13 protein-coding genes and 1 riboswitch are annotated in these 15911 nt (G+C 71.8%); of the genes, 9 read left to right on the top strand and 4 right to left on the bottom strand.

Annotated features, from left to right (window positions below; translation table 11 throughout):
• Positions 1-26: 26 nt before the first annotated feature.
• Together ACGFH9_RS16780 and ACGFH9_RS16775 are read left to right on the top strand one after the other, a co-directional pair.
• Positions 27-1202, top strand: a complete 1176-nt coding sequence (locus ACGFH9_RS16780; RefSeq protein WP_393219804.1) for a type VII secretion protein EccE — start codon at positions 27-29, stop codon at positions 1200-1202.
• A 700-nt stretch (positions 1203-1902) separates the two neighbouring features.
• Positions 1903-2223, top strand: coding sequence for a MerR family transcriptional regulator (locus ACGFH9_RS16775; RefSeq protein ID WP_393219801.1), 321 nt, complete (start codon positions 1903-1905; stop codon positions 2221-2223).
• A gap of 4 nt (positions 2224-2227) precedes the next feature.
• On the opposite strand, the gene eccD is transcribed toward ACGFH9_RS16775, so the two are convergent.
• Positions 2228-3628 (bottom strand): type VII secretion integral membrane protein EccD, encoded by a 1401-nt coding sequence (gene eccD, locus ACGFH9_RS16770; RefSeq protein ID WP_355235188.1) that lies wholly within the window; start codon positions 3626-3628, stop codon positions 2228-2230.
• A gap of 166 nt (positions 3629-3794) precedes the next feature.
• On the opposite strand from eccD, the gene eccCa reads away from it, so the two are divergent.
• The 6 genes from eccCa (at position 3795) to ACGFH9_RS16740 (ending at position 12076) form a co-directional block, all read left to right on the top strand.
• The gene (eccCa, locus tag ACGFH9_RS16765) at positions 3795-7760 is read left to right on the top strand and encodes a type VII secretion protein EccCa (protein WP_393219797.1); all 3966 of its coding nucleotides are present in this window, start codon (positions 3795-3797) and stop codon (positions 7758-7760) included.
• Between the two features lie 216 nt (positions 7761-7976).
• The gene (locus ACGFH9_RS16760; protein WP_355049151.1) at positions 7977-8285 is read left to right on the top strand and encodes a WXG100 family type VII secretion target; all 309 of its coding nucleotides are present in this window, start codon (positions 7977-7979) and stop codon (positions 8283-8285) included.
• A gap of 25 nt (positions 8286-8310) precedes the next feature.
• A complete protein-coding gene (locus ACGFH9_RS16755; protein WP_007454922.1) occupies positions 8311-8589 on the top strand; it encodes a WXG100 family type VII secretion target in 279 nt (92 codons plus the stop codon).
• A gap of 117 nt (positions 8590-8706) precedes the next feature.
• Entirely contained in the window at positions 8707-10134 is a 1428-nt protein-coding gene (locus tag ACGFH9_RS16750) for a S8 family serine peptidase (RefSeq protein ID WP_393219794.1), read from the top strand.
• 37 nt (positions 10135-10171) lie between these two features.
• The gene (locus tag ACGFH9_RS16745) at positions 10172-10735 is read left to right on the top strand and encodes a hypothetical protein (RefSeq protein ID WP_393219792.1); all 564 of its coding nucleotides are present in this window, start codon (positions 10172-10174) and stop codon (positions 10733-10735) included.
• Between the two features lie 18 nt (positions 10736-10753).
• On the top strand, positions 10754-12076 hold the full coding sequence (locus ACGFH9_RS16740) for a WXG100 family type VII secretion target (protein WP_393219789.1): 1323 nt from the start codon (positions 10754-10756) through the stop codon (positions 12074-12076).
• A gap of 52 nt (positions 12077-12128) precedes the next feature.
• On the opposite strand, the gene mycP is transcribed toward ACGFH9_RS16740, so the two are convergent.
• Positions 12129-13364, bottom strand: a complete 1236-nt coding sequence (mycP, locus tag ACGFH9_RS16735) for a type VII secretion-associated serine protease mycosin (protein WP_393219786.1) — start codon at positions 13362-13364, stop codon at positions 12129-12131.
• A gap of 75 nt (positions 13365-13439) precedes the next feature.
• Complete coding sequence (locus ACGFH9_RS16730) at positions 13440-13757, bottom strand: MarR family winged helix-turn-helix transcriptional regulator (protein WP_355235168.1); 318 nt, start codon at positions 13755-13757, stop codon at positions 13440-13442.
• Between the two features lie 158 nt (positions 13758-13915).
• Here ACGFH9_RS16730 and ACGFH9_RS16725 point away from each other — a divergent pair, with 158 nt between their 5' ends.
• Positions 13916-14605, top strand: a complete 690-nt coding sequence (locus ACGFH9_RS16725; RefSeq protein ID WP_393219783.1) for a carbonic anhydrase — start codon at positions 13916-13918, stop codon at positions 14603-14605.
• 78 nt (positions 14606-14683) lie between these two features.
• Here the strand turns inward: ACGFH9_RS16725 and ACGFH9_RS16720 are convergent, their stop codons facing one another.
• The gene (locus ACGFH9_RS16720) at positions 14684-15706 is read right to left on the bottom strand and encodes a coiled-coil domain-containing protein (protein WP_393219781.1); all 1023 of its coding nucleotides are present in this window, start codon (positions 15704-15706) and stop codon (positions 14684-14686) included.
• Between the two features lie 3 nt (positions 15707-15709).
• Positions 15710-15841: riboswitch (cyclic di-AMP (ydaO/yuaA leader) on the bottom strand.
• Positions 15842-15911: the final 70 nt, after the last annotated feature.

Raw genomic sequence — 15911 nt, 5'->3', positions numbered from 1 at the left:
GTACCGTCCAGGAGGGACAGTCAGCGATGACGCAGGTTCAGGCGCGACCCGCGGATGCCGTCACCAGGCCGTCCACCGTCCCGGCGCGGTCCACCCCTGCGGCCGATCGGCCGGGTCGGGGTCGGATCGGTCCGGTGCTGGTCGGTCAGCTCGTCGTACTCGAGGTCTGTGCCGTGGCCGTGTGGGCCGCGACGGCCGGTCCGAGCTGGCTGCTCGCGGCCGTGGCGGTCGTGGCGGTGGTGCTCGTACTCGCCGCGTTCGCCCGACGTGGTCGACGCTGGTGGTTCGAGGACGTGCTGCTGCGGCGCCGGCTGCGTGACCGCCGTGAGCGGGCCGAGGCGACCCTGGCCGGCGATACCGCAGCGGACCCCCGGCTGGCCGCGCTGGCACCCGAACTGCATGTCATCGAGTTGACCGATCGGGGCACTCGGCTGGGCATCGGGCAGGACGACCAGGGGTGGTTCGCGGCGGTCGCACTGCAACCGGCCACCGGCGCCGCCGTCGGCTCGGTGGACGCGTCGACCGTGGACCGGGCGTTGCGGGTGCTCGCCGACTTCTCGGCGCCGGTCTCCCGGGCCCAGGTGGTCGCGCACACCCTGGTCTGGTACCCGGCAGCCGGTGCGCCACCGGCGGCACACCGTACCGTCTGGGTGGCGTTGCGGCTCACGGTCCGTGACGCACGGGTCGAGACCGTGAGCCGAGGCGGTGGGTTGCAGGGCGTCCACCGGACGCTCGCCACCGGGATCGGCCGGCTGGGCAAGGCGCTGACGGCGGCCGGCCTGGCCCACCGGCCGCTGGGCCGCGACGAGCTGCGCGCCGCCGTGGTGTCGGCCGCCGGACTGGACCTGGTGCCGGAGCCGCCGACGGAGACCTGGCAGGGGCTGCGCGGCGGCGGCTGGACGCACCGCTGTCTGACCCTGCGTGGTCGGCCGGGCGCGCCGCTCGGCCCGCTGGTGGACGCGATCACCGCCACCTCCGCGCCCTCGCACACGGTGGCGGCGTCGGTGACGCCCGACGGGCGCGTGGCGGCCCCACTGCTGCGGGTCGCGGCGATGGACAACCACGTCGAGGCGCTGGTCAAGGTCGTCCGGGAGGTGGCGCACCGCGCCGGTACGCCGGCGCGGCCGATGGACGGGCAGCACGGACCCGGCGTGTACGCCAGCGCGCCGGTCGCCTCGGCGGGAGGCCGGCAGCCCCGCTGACCGTTCCTCCTGCTCGGGTGCCTGGCCCCTCCTGCCCGGCAGGCGCATGAGCCTGTCGCAGGCGGCACGGGCGGGGAAGCTGCAATCGATCGCCCAGAAAATTTGGTCTCCGGAGACTAGACTTTCTCGGCGGGGCTGGTAACGTTTCCTCCGTTGACGACGAAGATCGGTTGAAGACGCAGACGTGACAAGCCGAGCGCGAAGCAGAGCCCGGAAGTTTCTCGTGGCTGGCTCGGTAACCGCGGTGGGACCACATCGCCGCGTGCAACACGGCACGTGCACGACAAGACCTTGACGTAATTCCAGGTCAGGGCAACCGCAGGCAGGGCCGATGCAGTGTTCGGGGCTCCGCCTGAAGCAGTAGGGATCCGCCGCACATGTTCGGGGCCATGAAGTCGCGTGGGGCTCCGACATCGACGGATAGCACGGTAGATAGGTGAAAGCAGAGGAAAGGGAGGGCTTGGCGCCGTTGGATCGCCCGCCGTCAGGACGTAGTTCCAGTTCTGCGGTGGACACCGTAATCACTTTGAACGCGAGGTGGTCTCCGGTCACGCTTATGCGATCCTCGCACCGCCTGCTGATAGCGGCAGGGTGCGGAAACGAGAACCCGACGAACCTGTCGGTAGATGGTGTATTCAACCCGTAACCCTGGGCCCCGGCGCGACATGCGCCGGGGCCCTCGTTCACGAAGAAGGAATGCATGACCCAACCCGATGACATGCTCAACGACGACGACTACCCCGCCTACACCATGGGCCGCGCCGCCGACATCGTCGGCGCCTCGCAGGACTTCCTGCGCCGCCTCGACGAGGCGAAACTGATCGTCCCGTTCCGCTCCGCCGGCGGCCACCGCCGCTACTCCCGATACCAGTTGCGCCTGGCCGTACGAGCCCGGGAGATGGTCGACCACGGCACCGCCCTGGAAGCCGCCTGCCGGATCATCATCCTCGAAGACCAGCTGGAAGAAGCCCTTCAGCACCAACGCGACCACGAATGCCGCCAGCCGGGCGGCGCCGTCTGACTGGTCAGGGGCGGAGGTTGACGATCCAGCCGTACATGCCGCAGACCCAGACGGCGAGCGGCACCAGGGCGATGATCAGCAGGATCTCGACGATGTCGAGCAGCCGCCCCCACACCGGCGAGATGCGCTTGCCCGCGACGGACAGGCCGTAGATCAGGCTGACCACGGCCGCCATCAGCAGGCCACCGAGGATCAGGCCGAGGCGGACCGCCAGCGGGCCACCCGCGAAGGTCGCGGCGGCGCCCAGTCCCAGCCCGACGGTGCCGGCGAGCAGCACCGGGACGCGCTGGGCCCGCCCCAGCAGCGGACGCGCCCGCAGCAGCGACAACAGTGCCAGCACCAGGCACAGCAGTACGGCGGCCAGGCTGCCGTCCAGGGCCAACACCAGCTGCGCGCCGAGCACCAGCAGCGACACCGTCCACCACAGACCGGTGAGGAACGCGTCCGCGCGGTCGCTGCGCTCGAGCACGCGTCGGCCGTCCACGAACTCGCTGTCGGTCTTCAGGTCGTCCGGGCCGGTCGGGATCGACGGCACCGGCAGCCGGGCCAGCCGGTAGGCCGCCATCGGCAGCGCCGGCACCATGCCGAAGGCCACCGCTGCCACGACCGCGGCCCCGGCTGCGGCGTCGATGTCGAGCAGTAGGCAGAGCAGCGCGCCCACGCCGGTCGCCGCGCCCAGGCCGATCGCGGCGAAGAACAGGGGGTACCTGTCGTCACCGACCGCCAGCACGGCCACCGCCCCGGCGACCACCACGGCGGTTGCCGCGAGCAGGACGTGCGGACTCGCCAGCTCGGTCAGCTTCCGGTCGCCGGCCAGCAGCAGCAGGCCGCCGGTGCCCGCGTAGGCCAACCCGGCCAACGCCAGCACCGCGCCCGTCCGGCTGTCGCCCGCAGCCCGGGCGAGCACCGCCGCGCCGACCAGCAGCGCCACCGCGACCAGCAGGGCGGCCACCGCCCCGGGTAGGTGCGGAGGGCCGGTGAACAGCGCCGCCAGCGCGCCGCCGCCGAGCGCCACCGCGGCGAACAGCACCGCGAACGAGCGGGTCGCGTCGACCTGCCAGGAGCCGGGCCGTTGCGTGGTCGCGGTGGCGACCGCGTCCACCACGTCGTCGAAGACGATCTCCGGAGCGGCGGCCGACCGGGGGTTGAAGTACAGCACCTCGCCGTCGCGGACCGCGAGCTGCGCAGCCGTACGACCACCGTCCAGAGGCGGCTCACCCAGGCGGGACAGTGCCCAGCCGCCGTGCCGCACCCCGTCGTCGGCCAGGTCCTCCCCGGCGTAGCGCAGCAGGGTGGGAAGCAGGTCCGCCATCGGTACGTCCGAGGGCAGCGCCAGATCCATCCGGGTACGTGGAGCCACAATGGTGATCCGGCTCAGACCACCGGTCGCCGACTTCGTAACCACAGTGGCCTCCTGGTGTCCATCCACGATCAGCGGGCCGCGGCGCCACGGTGCGGGTGCACCGCGCCCACGGGAGATTACCTACGATGACGGGCACGTACAGTGCCCACCCGCGAGCTTCGGGCCGCGCCGGCACGACGGCAGGGCCGCTTCTGGGGAGGAGACAGCCGTGAGCACGGTGGTGTTCCGCCGACCCCCGCGCCAGTCGGGGCCGGCCTTGCCGCGCGGCGAGGTGGTACTGGAATCCCCGCCTGAGCTGCCCGAACCGACACCACGCGGGATGGGGCAACTGCTCATGATCCTGCCGATGGTCTGCGGTGTCGGCGCGATGGCGTTCCTCTACGCCGGTCGTGGTGGCGGCATGATGACGTACGTCGCCGGTGGCCTGTTCGGTGTGTCGATGCTCGGCATGGCCATCGGCTCGCTGAGCAACGGCGGCGGCAACGACAAGGCCGAGCTGAACGCCGACCGCCGCGACTACATGCGCTACCTGGCGCAGATGCGCAAGCGCACCCGGCGTGCGGCGGCCCAGCAGCGCGACGCGATGGCCTGGCGGCACCCCGAGCCCGACGCGCTCTGGTCGATCGCGGCGTCCCGTCGACTGTGGGAGCGGCGGATCACCGAGCCCGACTTCGGCGAGACGCGGATCGCGCTGGGCCCGCAGCGGCTCGCCGTGGAGATCGTCCCGCCGGAGACCAAGCCGGTCGAGGACCTGGAACCGATGAGCGCCATCGCGCTGCGTCGGTTCGTCCGCGCGCACTCCAACGTGCCCGACCTGCCGACCGCGTTGTCGGTGCGCGCGTTCAGCCGGGTCGTACTGCGCGGTGACCGGGAGCCCGTGCTCGACCTCATCCGCTCGGCCCTGGGTCAGCTCGTGACCTTCCACGCCCCCGACGACCTGGTGGTCGCGGTGGTCGCCGCGCCCGACCGGCAGTCCGCCTGGGACTGGGTGAAGTGGCTCCCGCACGCACACCACAGTGGTCGGACGGACGCCGGTGGCGCGCGCCGGTTGGTCTTCGCCAGCCTGGCCGAGGCCGAGGACTCCCTCGCCGTCGAGCTGGCCGGGCGACCCCGGTTCGCGGCCGAGGCCAAGCCGCTCACCACCGCGCCGCACCTCGTCGTGGTGGTCGACGGTGGCGAGATCTCCCCGACCTGCCAGCTCGTGGGTCAGGGTCTGCTCGGCGTCACCCTCGTCGACCTCTCCGGGACGGTGCCGCGCGACGCCGGCCGCTGGTTGCTCTGCCTGGACGCGGGCGACGGCAGCACGCTCGATCTGATCCGGGGCACGTCGACGTCGCGTCTCGGCAGGCCCGACCGGCTGTCCGCCGCAGCGGCCGAGGGGCTCGCCCGGCAGATCGCGCCGTACCGGTTGTCGCAGCAGCAGACCAGCAACGAGGAGCCGCTGGCCCGCAGCACGGAGCTGCCCGACCTGCTCGGCGTCGGCGACGCCGCGGCGGTGGACGTGCACCAGACCTGGCGGCCGCGCGGCCACCGGGACCGGCTGCGCATCCCGCTCGGCGTCGGCCCGGACGGCAACGTGGTCGAGCTGGACTTCAAGGAGTCGGCACACGAGGGCATGGGACCGCACGGCCTGGTCATCGGCGCGACCGGTTCCGGCAAGAGCGAACTGCTCCGTACGGTGGTGGCCGCGCTGGCGGTGACCCATTCGTCGGAGGAGCTGAACTTCGTCCTGGTGGACTTCAAGGGTGGCGCGACGTTCGCCTCGTTGGAGGCGTTGCCGCACACCAGCGCGGTGATCACGAACCTGGCCGACGAGTTGCCGCTGGTCGACCGTATGCGTGACGCGCTCGCGGGTGAGATGGTGCGGCGGCAGGAGTTGCTGCGGGCGGCGGGTAACTACGTCTCGCGGTTCGAGTACGAGAAGGCGCGGGCGGCCGGGGAGCCGTTGGCGCCGATGCCGAGCTTGTTGATCATTTGTGACGAGTTCAGCGAGTTGTTGGCCGCGAAGCCGGACTTCATCGACCTGTTCGTGATGATCGGCCGGTTGGGTCGGTCGCTGGGTGTGCACCTGTTGCTGGCCTCGCAGCGCCTGGAGGAGGGCAAGCTGCGCGGTCTGGACACGCACCTGTCGTACCGGATCGGGTTGCGGACCTTCTCGGCGGTGGAGAGCCGGATCGTGCTCGGCGTACCCGACGCGTACGAGCTGCCGAGCGCGCCGGGGCACGGTTACCTGAAGACGGACACCAGCACCATGCTGCGGTTCCGGGCCGCGTACGTCTCGGGGCCGTACCGGGCGCCCGGCCAGCAGGCCTCCGCGTCGCAGGCCCTGGTGCAGCGCCGCATCGTGCCGTACAGCATCGACTTCATCCCCGCGCAGGTCCCGCAGGTGTCGGCGGACTCCGTGCCGGAGCCGGAGCAGCCGGCCGACGGCAAGGCCGTCGCCATGCTCGACGTGCTGATCGACCAGCTCAAGGGGCGGGGGCGACCGGCGCACCAGGTGTGGCTGCCGCCGCTGGCCGACCCGCCGGGCCTGGGCGAGCTGCTCGGCCCGCTGGCCGTCGACCCGACCTACGGATTGTGTACGGCGTCCTGGCCGGGCCGTGGACGTCTGACAGTGCCGGTCGGCGTGGTGGACCGCCCGTACGAACAGCGCCGCGACCCGATGATGGTCGAGTTGGCCGGCGCGGGCGGCAACGTGGTCATCGTCGGCAGTTCGCTCAGCGGCAAGAGCACGATGCTGCGGTCGCTGCTGGCCTCGTTGGCGCTCACCCACACGCCGCGTGAGGTCCAGTTCTTCTGTCTGGACTTCGGCGGCGGCGCGCTACGCAGCCTGGAACGGCTGCCGCACATGGCCGGGGTGGCCGGCCGGCGGGACGTCGAGGCGGTACGCCGGACGGTGGCCGAGGTGGTCGCGGTCCTGGACGAGCGGGAGACGCGCTTCGCTCAGCACGGCATCGACTCGGTGGCGAGCTACCGCCGTCGGCGGGCGGCCGGCGAGTTCGCCGACGATCCGTTCGGCGACGTGTTCCTGGTGGTCGACGGTTGGAACACCCTGCGCCAGGACTACGAGGAGCTGGAGCAGACCATCACGACGCTCGCCAACCGGGGCCTCGGCTTCGGGGTGCACGTCGTGCTCACGGCGGTGCGCTGGGCGGAAATCCGGATCAACATGCGGGACCTGCTCGGCACCAAGCTGGAGCTGCGCCTCGGCGACGCCGCGGAGTCCGAGATCGACAGGCGTTCGGCGATGAACGTGCCCGAGAGGTCGCCCGGCCGCGGCCTCACCCGTGACAAGCTGCACTTCCTCACGGCCATCTCGCGGATCGACGGTCGACGCGACATCGAGGACCTGAGCGAGGCGTCGGTGGCGCTGGCCGGGCACGTGGCGGCGAACTGGCCGGGGCGTCCCGCGCCGAAGGTACGGCTGCTGCCGCGCCGGCTGCCGGTGTCCGAGCTGGCCCGCATCATCGACCGGTCGGCGCCCGGCCTGCCGATCGGTGTCAACGAGTCGGCGCTCGCGCCGGTCTACCTGGACCTGGCGAACGAGCCGCACCTGACGGTCTTCGGCGACGCCGAGTGCGGCAAGACCAACCTGCTGCGGCTGATCGCCCGGGGCATCACCGAGCGGTACACGCCGGCCCAGGCCCGGCTGGTGATCGCCGACTACCGGCGTGGCCTGCTGGGCGCGGTCGAGGGCGATCACCTCCTCGACTACGCGCCGTCCAACCAGGCGTTCGCGCAGGGGCTCACGTCGATCCGCAGCGCCCTGTCCAACCGCCTGCCGGGCCCGGACGTGACCACCGCCCAGCTGCGGGACCGTAGCTGGTGGAAGGGTCCGGACCTGTACATCCTGGTCGACGACTACGACCTGGTGGCGTCCGGTGGCAGCAATCCGCTGAGCGCTCTGCACGAGCTGCTGCCACAGGCCCGCGACATCGGCCTGCACCTGATCGTGACGCGTCGGGTCGGCGGGGTGTCCCGTGCGCTCTACGAGCCCGTGCTGCAACGGCTGCGTGAGCTGGACTCTCCCGGTCTGCTGATGTCCGGCAACCGGGAGGAGGGTGCGGTGTTCGGCACGCTGCGTCCGAGCCCGCAGCCGCCGGGTCGGGGCACGCTGGTCCGGAGGCGCGACGGTCAGCAGCTCATCCAGACCGCCTGGTCCGAGCCGGCCTGATCGAGCCGCTCCGGTCGGCCCGTGCGGACCGGTGTGACTCGTCCCAACAGCCCGATCCACCGCCATCCATCGAACAGCCCCGCTCAGGGCTGCGGTGGCTGGACGAATTCCGCTACGGTCTCTGTTGGAGTGTCCGTCGGTGGGGTGTTGCTGCCTTGCCGCGGGGGGAGGGGCGCGGCAAAGCCGCCGCCACAACATGACGGAAGGGTGTGAAGCATGGCGTTCGAGGTCGAAGCTGCGACTCTGCATACCGCCGCGAGTGACGTGCGGTCCACGCGCAGCGAGGTCGACGGCGAGCTGAAGAAGCTGTGGAACGTAGTCGACGACCTGGCCATGGCGTGGAAGGGTCAGGCGTCCACGGGGTTCCAGTCGCTCATGACTCGTTGGAACGAAGACACCGTGAGCCTGCTGACCGCGATGGACAACATCGCGGACCTGCTCGACAAGTCGGGTACGACGCACCAGGTCAACGACGAGGAGCAGCAGCAGATGCTGGACAAGTTCCACTCTGCTCTCAACCCGTGATCCACAGCCAGCAGAGGGGAAAGTCGTGACGATCAAGGTTGACTACGCGGTCCTCGAGAGCAGCAACCAGCAGATGCAGGCCATCTCGAAGACCATCGACGAGAAGCTGGACACGCTGCGGTCGATGCTGTCCAAGCTCGAGTGGGAGGGCGAGGACCGCACCGCCTACGAGCAGCACCAGGCGAAGTGGGACTCGTCGGTCCGGGACATCAACCGGATCCTGAACGAGATCGGTGGTGCCGTCGGCATCGCCCGCGAGAACTACGTCTCGACCGAGATGAGCAACTCCAAGGTCTGGGGCTGACACAATCACCGATGCGGCTCCGGTCCGGCTCGACCGGGCCGGAGCCGCATCGTGTTGGCGTCGGTGAGATACGGGAGAGCGATGCGTACGGGGAAGCCTTTCCGATCGACACGTGCCGTGGGCGCGGCCGTGCTGGCGTTCTGCGCCGCGCTGGCCCCTGCGGTGACTGTCGCGCCGACGCCGGCCCGGGCGGCTGACACGGTCCGTGGCCTTCAGTGGTACCTGGACTACCTCAAGATCCCCGCCGCACACCAGATCACCAAGGGCGCGGGTGTCGTGGTCGCCCTCGTCGACACCGGGGTCGAGGCCAGTCATCCCGACCTGCGCGGGCAGGTGCTCGCGGGGCACGGCACCAACGTCACGGCTGCCTCGGACGGCCGGCGTGACGACGACAAGGAAAAGGGACACGGCACCAAGATGGCCGGCACCATCGCCGGGCGCGGCGGTGGCGCGATGAACGAGTTGGGTATCGCACCGGCCGCGAAGATCCTTCCGGTCTCGATGGGCACCAACTTCGACGGTCAGGACCTGGTCCTGGGCGTCCGGTGGGCCGCGGACAACGGCGCCGACGTCATCAACCTCTCGCTCGGCGACGAGCGGACGGCTTCGCCGGAGTTGGTGGATGCCATCAACTACGCGCTGAGCAAGGACGCCGTGGTGGTGGCCTCGGCGGGCAACGTTGAGCAGGGTGACCGGCAGGTGACCTCGCCCGCCAACATTCCCGGTGTCGTCGCCGTCACCGGGTTCGACAAGCGGGGTGGCTTCTTCGCCGGCTCGGTGCAGGGTCCGGAGGCAGTCATCGCCAGTCCGATGGAGAGCATCATCGGGCCGGTGCCCAAGGTTGTCTCACCAAACGGCTACTCGCTCGGCAGCGGCACCAGTTCGTCGGCCGCCATCATCTCCGGCGTGGTGGCGCTGATCCGCTCGAAGTACCCGAAGCTCGACGCACCCAACGTGATCAGCCGGCTGATCGAGACCTCCCGCGACGCCGGGCCGACCGGTCGGGACCCGCAGTTCGGCTTCGGCCGGGTCGACCCGGTCGCCGCCCTGACCCGTTCGGTGCCCGCCGTGACGGCGAACCCGCTGCTGAAGGGCGAGGCCGCCGGCCCGACCCGCGCCGGTGGCGCGACCCGACCGGGCGACGACGACGGCCCGGCGGTCGAGTTCGGCGTGACGAACAAGGCCGGCGCGATCGTCCAGGTGGGACTCTGTGTCGGCGTGCCGATCATCGGCTTGATCGTGCTGTTCGTGGTGCTGCGACGCCGCAAGCGGCGCGTACCGCCGGCCGCCGTCGGCCCGTACCCGGGCGCACCCGGCATGCCGCCACCCGGCTGGCCCGCCACCCGACCGCCACCGGCCGGGTACGGCCCGCCGCCGCAGCCGGTCCCCGGATACGGCCCACCACCGGGCCAGCCTGGGCACGGGTACCCGCCGCCCGGCCATCCCGCGCAGGGCCATCCGCCGGCGCAGACCGCTCCGGCGCCGGGCACGTCCGGCTGGCCGGGCTCGGGCCCACCGTCGCCGGGCCCGCATCAGCAGCAGTGAGCGCACACCACCAGCCAGGGTTTCGGGGAGGGGACCGATGACGGACGACAGGACCACCCAGCCGGAACGGTATGTGAACGACGACCTCTACATTCCGGTTCCGGTGGGCGGGATACCGACGTCGGGCCTGGCCGTGACCGGCCTGGAGCTCGACAACGTCAACCACGCCGCGACGCCGGAAGGTCTGGTCGCCGCGCCCGGTGAGGCCGGCGTCAAGACCGAGTGGGACGCGACCAGCCTGGACTCGGCCATCACCTGGCTGGAGTCCCACGCCGCGTACCTGAACAAGCTCTCCTACGACATGGTCGACATCCAGGACCTGATGGGTGGCGCGGCCAGCGGCGTGGCGGGCGGGGCCGGCGGCCAGCCGAGCCCGCTCGGGGGGTTCGACTGGGCGGCCCGGCTGGCCGTCAAGCACCAGGGGCTCTACCAGGGCACCGAATCCGGTGTCCGGAAGCTCTCGCAGAGCCTGTACGACGCGGCGGAGGCGCTGCGCCAGGTCAAGCAGAACTACGAGACGGCGGAGGAGCAGAGCAGGATGTCCGCCGCCGACATGCAGCGTGTCTTCGGCGACGTGGCCGGCAACGGCGACGGACGCTAGGACGGGGGAGGACGGCAGATGGGCCTGAGCTGGGAAGAGATGTGCCAGAAGGTCGTCATCGACGGCCGGCCGGGCGACGTGGAGAGCGCCGCCCTCGGTTGGGAACAGCTGATCAAGAATCTCAACAACGTCAAGCAGAGCCTCGACACCAACATCAAGGACCTGGGCACGACCTGGAAGGGCCCGGCGTACGAGGCGTTCAAGGGCCACGTCGAGCAGATCTCCAAGGACACCGGGCAGATCGTGGCGGACGCCGAAAAGGGCACCGGCATCGTCCAGTCGCTCAAGTCCGCCGCCGACAAGTTGACCGCGGCCCAGCGGGACTTCCCGATCCCGGCGACCTGCGTCAACGACGTGTTGGAGGCGCGTAACGCCAAGCTGACCCTCGGGGTCGGCTTCTTCGAGGCGAAGGTCTCGCCGGACTTCCTGGGCTGGTTCGACCCGGTGACCGCGATCGCCGACTGGATCAACGACCAGTCGGACGACGCGACCCGGGTCTACGAGCAGGTGAGCGGTGACTACCAGGCCATCGCGCCCGGTACCCCGGGTGAGACTGGGGGTCCCAGGCAAAGAGACCCCACTAGCCAGATTCCCAACCTGGACAACGGCGGCGGCGGTGGCGGCGGCGGTGGTGTGCCGAAGATCGGCGGCGGTGGCGGCGGTGGTGGCCTGGGCGCAACGCCCTCGATCGGGACCGGTGACATGCCGGGTACCGGCAACCTGCCCAGCGGGTCCGGCACCCATCCCGACCTCTCCGGCGGGTACGACACCCCGGACACGGGTGACTACCCGGGCACCGGCGGCGTACCCGGCGCGGACGACGAGTTCAGCAGCGGCCTCGCGGGCGCGGGCGGTGGCGGTTCACCCGGGCTGGGCGGCCTCGGCTCCGGTGGCCTGGGCTCCTCGGCCGGGCTCGGTGGCGGTGGCGGTCTGGGCAGCGCCGGGGGAGGCGCTGGCGCTCTCGCGGGCGGCGGGGCGCTCGGTCGGGCGGTCGCCCCGGGCATGGGCCCGATGATGGGTGGTGGCGCGGCGGGCGCCGGTCGCGGTGGTGGCCGGGGTGCCGGCGGTCGGCTCGGCGCGGGCGGCAAGCTGGGCGGTGGCATGGCACCTGGCATCGGTGGCGCTGCCGCTGGCGGCGGCGGTGCCGGGCGGGGCGGTGCCGGTCGTGGCGCGGCGGGTGCCGGCGGTCGGGGTGCGGGTGCTCGCGGTGCCGGCGGGCTGGCCGGAGCGGGTGGCGGTGCCGGCTACGGCGAGGAGGACAGCGCTCGCAACACCTGGCTGGAAGAGGACGAGGACGTGTGGGGCGCGGACGGCGGCGGCACCTCCGGCATCCTGCGCTGAGCGCTGCGGCACGGCGCTGGTGTGGTCGACCAGACCAGCGCCGTGACCGGGCTCAGCCGGTGATCGGCTCGTCGGTGCGGGGGCCGGTGCGCCAGCCGCGTCGGCGGCCCCGCGCCACGATCGGCCGCGTGATCAGCAGCAGAACGGTGAGCAGGGCACCGACCACGGCTGCCCAGACGGCTGCGGTGCGCTGCCAGCTCAGCGGATCGGCTTCGGGTGCGGGCGCGGCGAGCGCCCCGACCGGCGGGTTGGGGCGGGTGCCCAGCAGGCTCGACACCGCTCGGTAGGGGTTGACGACGCCGTAGCCGACCTCGGCGTTGTGGCCCTGCGGCGGGCTGTCCGCCGTACGCTCCAACCGGTCGGCGACCTGCTCCGGGGTGAGGTCCGGGTAGGCGGCCCGGACCAGCGCCGCCACGCCTGAGACGTACGCGGCGGCGAAGCTGGTGCCGCCCGTCGGCTCCGCGCGGTAGCCCGATCCTCCGGGTGCCGGGCCGATGATGTTCAGGCCCGGCGCGGCGACGTCGACGTAACTGCCACTGACCGAGGTGCCGACGTGTCCACCCTGCTCGTCCACGCCGGCGACGGCGATGACGCCCGGGTAGGCGGCCGGGTACGCCGGCTTGTCCTCCTGTGTCTCCTGCCGGTTGCCGGCGGCGGCGACCAGGACGACGCGTTTGGTGAGGGCGCGTTCGACGGCCTGTGCCAGTTCGGGACGGGGCAGGGTCACCAGGGACAGGTTGATCACGTCGGCGCCGTTGTCGACCGCCCAGTCGATGGCCGCGGCGATCTGCCCGGGCAGCGCCTCGTCGTTGGTGCCCTTGGCGTCCGGCAGGACCCGGATCGGCAGGATGCGGGCGGCCGGGGCGATACCGCTGAACGGCGCTCCGGTGCCGTCCTGGCCGGCGATGATGCCGGCGACCATCGTGCCGTGGCCCACCAGGTCGCACTGGCCCCGGTTGGCGGGCAGGTTGTTGAAGTCGCGTCCGGGGAGCACCCGGGTCTTCAGGACCGGGTGGATGGCCGAGACCCCGGAGTCGATGACCGCGACCGTCACATCGGCACCTCGGGAGAGGGGCCACGCCGAGGCCGGGTCGATCCGGCGCAGCGCCCACGGCATCTCCGCCAGGCCGTCCGCGCCGGGCGGGCCGCAGACGGGCGCTGCCGCTGCCGCCGGTGTGCAGGGTGCCACCACCAGGGCGGCCCCGAGTAGGGCCGCGAGCGTTCCACTGAGGACCGCGCGGACGGTACGGGACGCGTCGGTCGCGCTCGACGGCAGGCATTCGCGCACCCGCTGAGATTACCGCTGTGTCGCGTCGAGCCGCGGCCCGGCGACGCCGCCTGACGACGGGTGCGGTGGCGACGGTCAGGGAGTGTCGCCGGCGGGGGTTTCGGCGAACAGGGCGAGCAGGTCGCCGACCTGCACCTCGGCCTCGGCGGGGTGCCGGAACCGCCCGGCCGGGTTCAGGGTGTACTCGTTACGACGCCCCACCCGGGTGCGGTGCAGGTAACCGCCGGCCTCCAGGTCGGCGACGATGGCCTGGGCGGCCCGCTCGGTGACGCCCACCTCCGCCGCCACGTCGCGCAGTCGCGCGGTGGGGTCGCGGGCGATGGCGAGCAGCACATGCCCGTGGTTGGTGAGGAATGTCCAGTTCCGGCCGCCGCCGGCCGCCGTGCTCGCCATCGTGGGGCCGCCTCTCCGGTCAACGTATGAAATCTAAATCACGCATATCTTGACGCATCTTGCGGTGCGTGTGACCGTTGAGCGCGAGCCAGTGCCCACCGCCGGCCCGGCTGCAAAGCCCGTTGAGCAGGTCAAACGCGTGGAAACGAGGTGCGGGGATGAGCCGTTCCGGTACGCCTGGCGGGCAGCCGGGCGCACAGCGGGCCGTCGATCGATCGTCGGTCACGACCGAGCCGGCCCGAGCGTACGCCGAGCTGGCCGCCGGCAACCTTCGCTTCGTCGGTGGAGCGCCGCGCCACCCCAACCAGGACGCCGGACACCGGGCCGCCGTGGCGGACGGGCAGCACCCGTTCGCGGTGATCGTCGGCTGCTCCGACTCCCGGCTGGCCGCCGAGATCATCTTCGACCGGGGCCTGGGTGATCTCTTCGTCGTCCGTACGGCCGGGCACACCACCGGGCCGGAGGTGCTGGGCAGCGTGGAGTACGCCGTGACCGTGCTCGGCACCCCGCTCGTGGTGGTGCTCGGTCACGACTCGTGCGGCGCCGTGCAGGCGGCCCGCGAGTCCGCCGCCACCGGCATCGCGCCCCCGGGGCACCTTCCCGCGGTGGTCGACGCCGTGCTGCCCAGCCTGCGGCGCGCCACCGCCGAGGGCGTGGACGACATCGACGGCATCGTCGACATCCACATCGCACAGACCGTCGAGACACTGCTCGAGCAGTCCCCCGTGCTGGCCGGCGAGGTGGCGCGGGGGCGGTGCGCGGTGGTGGGGATGTCGTACCGGCTCGCGGCCGGAGTGGTGCGGCCCGTGACCCCCGTACCGGCCGAGGCCGCGACGACCGACGCCTGACGATGCCGGTCCGCACCGAACACGCCCGAGGGCCGCCCCGCTGGACGCGGGACGGCCCTCGGACTGCTGATCACCGGGTCAGAGCAACGACATGTGTACGTGGTCGGTGTGGTTCGACGGCCCGCTGTACGACTTCCAGCCGGTCGCCGGCATCCAGATCTGCCGGTTCCAGATCACGTAGTAGATGCCGAGCCGGTCGGCGTTGCGGATGAGGAACGCGGCCACGTTGTTGCCGTACATGCGGGTGTCGTTGTTGTGCCACGGGCTGAAGCCGCTCTTCTGCAACGACCAGTCACAGGCGCGGCCCTTCGGGTGCTCGTACGGTCCACCGTTGCGGTGGCAGCCCACGAACCGGTTGAACCCGGCCCGCTTGACCTCCTTGTACGCGTGCAGCGTGCGCGGCGTGATGCAGCCCGAGGTGGTCGGGTCGTCCTCGCTGCACGACTGCGCCTTCCACTCGCCGTCGGCGGTGCGACCCGGGCCGATCCGGGCGACCGGCGAGATGGCGTCGACCAGGCCGCCGGTGAAGCCCTGGCCGCCGACCAGCGCGAGCGCCTTGTCCGCGTCGCGCTTGTCCTTCGCCATCAGGGCGGTCTGCTTCTGCTGCTCCCGCACCTCCGCGTCGAGGGCCAGCTTGGCCTGCTCGGCGCGGGCCTTCACGGCGTTGACCTCGGCGAGCTTCTTCTCGTTGACCATGTTCATCTCGTCGAGTGCCGCGGCCCGCTGGACGAACGAGTCCGGAGCGTCGCTCTCCAGCAGCATCGCGATCGCGCCGACGCGCCCGGTCCGGTACGACTGGGCGGCGATCTGCCCGACCTGCGGGGCCAGCGCCGCCAGGTCGGCCTTGGCCCGGTCGACCTCGGCCGCCAGCTCGACCTGCCGCTTCTTGGACTTGGCCAGCTTGGACTTGGCCGCCACGTAGTCCCGGTTGGTCTGCTCGATGACGTCGTTGAGCAGCTTGGGCTCGTCGCCGTCCTCCTCGTGCCCGGACGGTGTGGGGGTCGTCGGGGCGGCGTGGGCCGGGAGGGGCCCGGCGAGCACGGTCAGCGCGGCGAACACGGCCACCACGGGCGTCAACCAGCGGCGTAGGGGTGCCGTCACAATCTTCCCTTCCGTCGACCGCCGACCGGGTTAGCTGACGGGTTCGGGGCGGAAGTGGCCCCTACCGCTGTCGCGGATTCACCCCACGTACCTGGGTCCCCGGCTCGCCGGTTGGCGATTGGGCGGTGGCACCGCAGGCGCCGCTGCGCGCCTTCGTCGGTGACCGGCAGCGAGGTTACCCGAGACTCCACCACCTGAGCTACGT

Origin of the sequence: Micromonospora sp. NPDC049102, assembly GCF_043197485.1 — a bacterium.
Classification (GTDB): Bacteria; Actinomycetota; Actinomycetes; order Mycobacteriales; family Micromonosporaceae; genus Micromonospora.
This window is presented reverse-complemented; position numbering and strand designations above follow the sequence as displayed.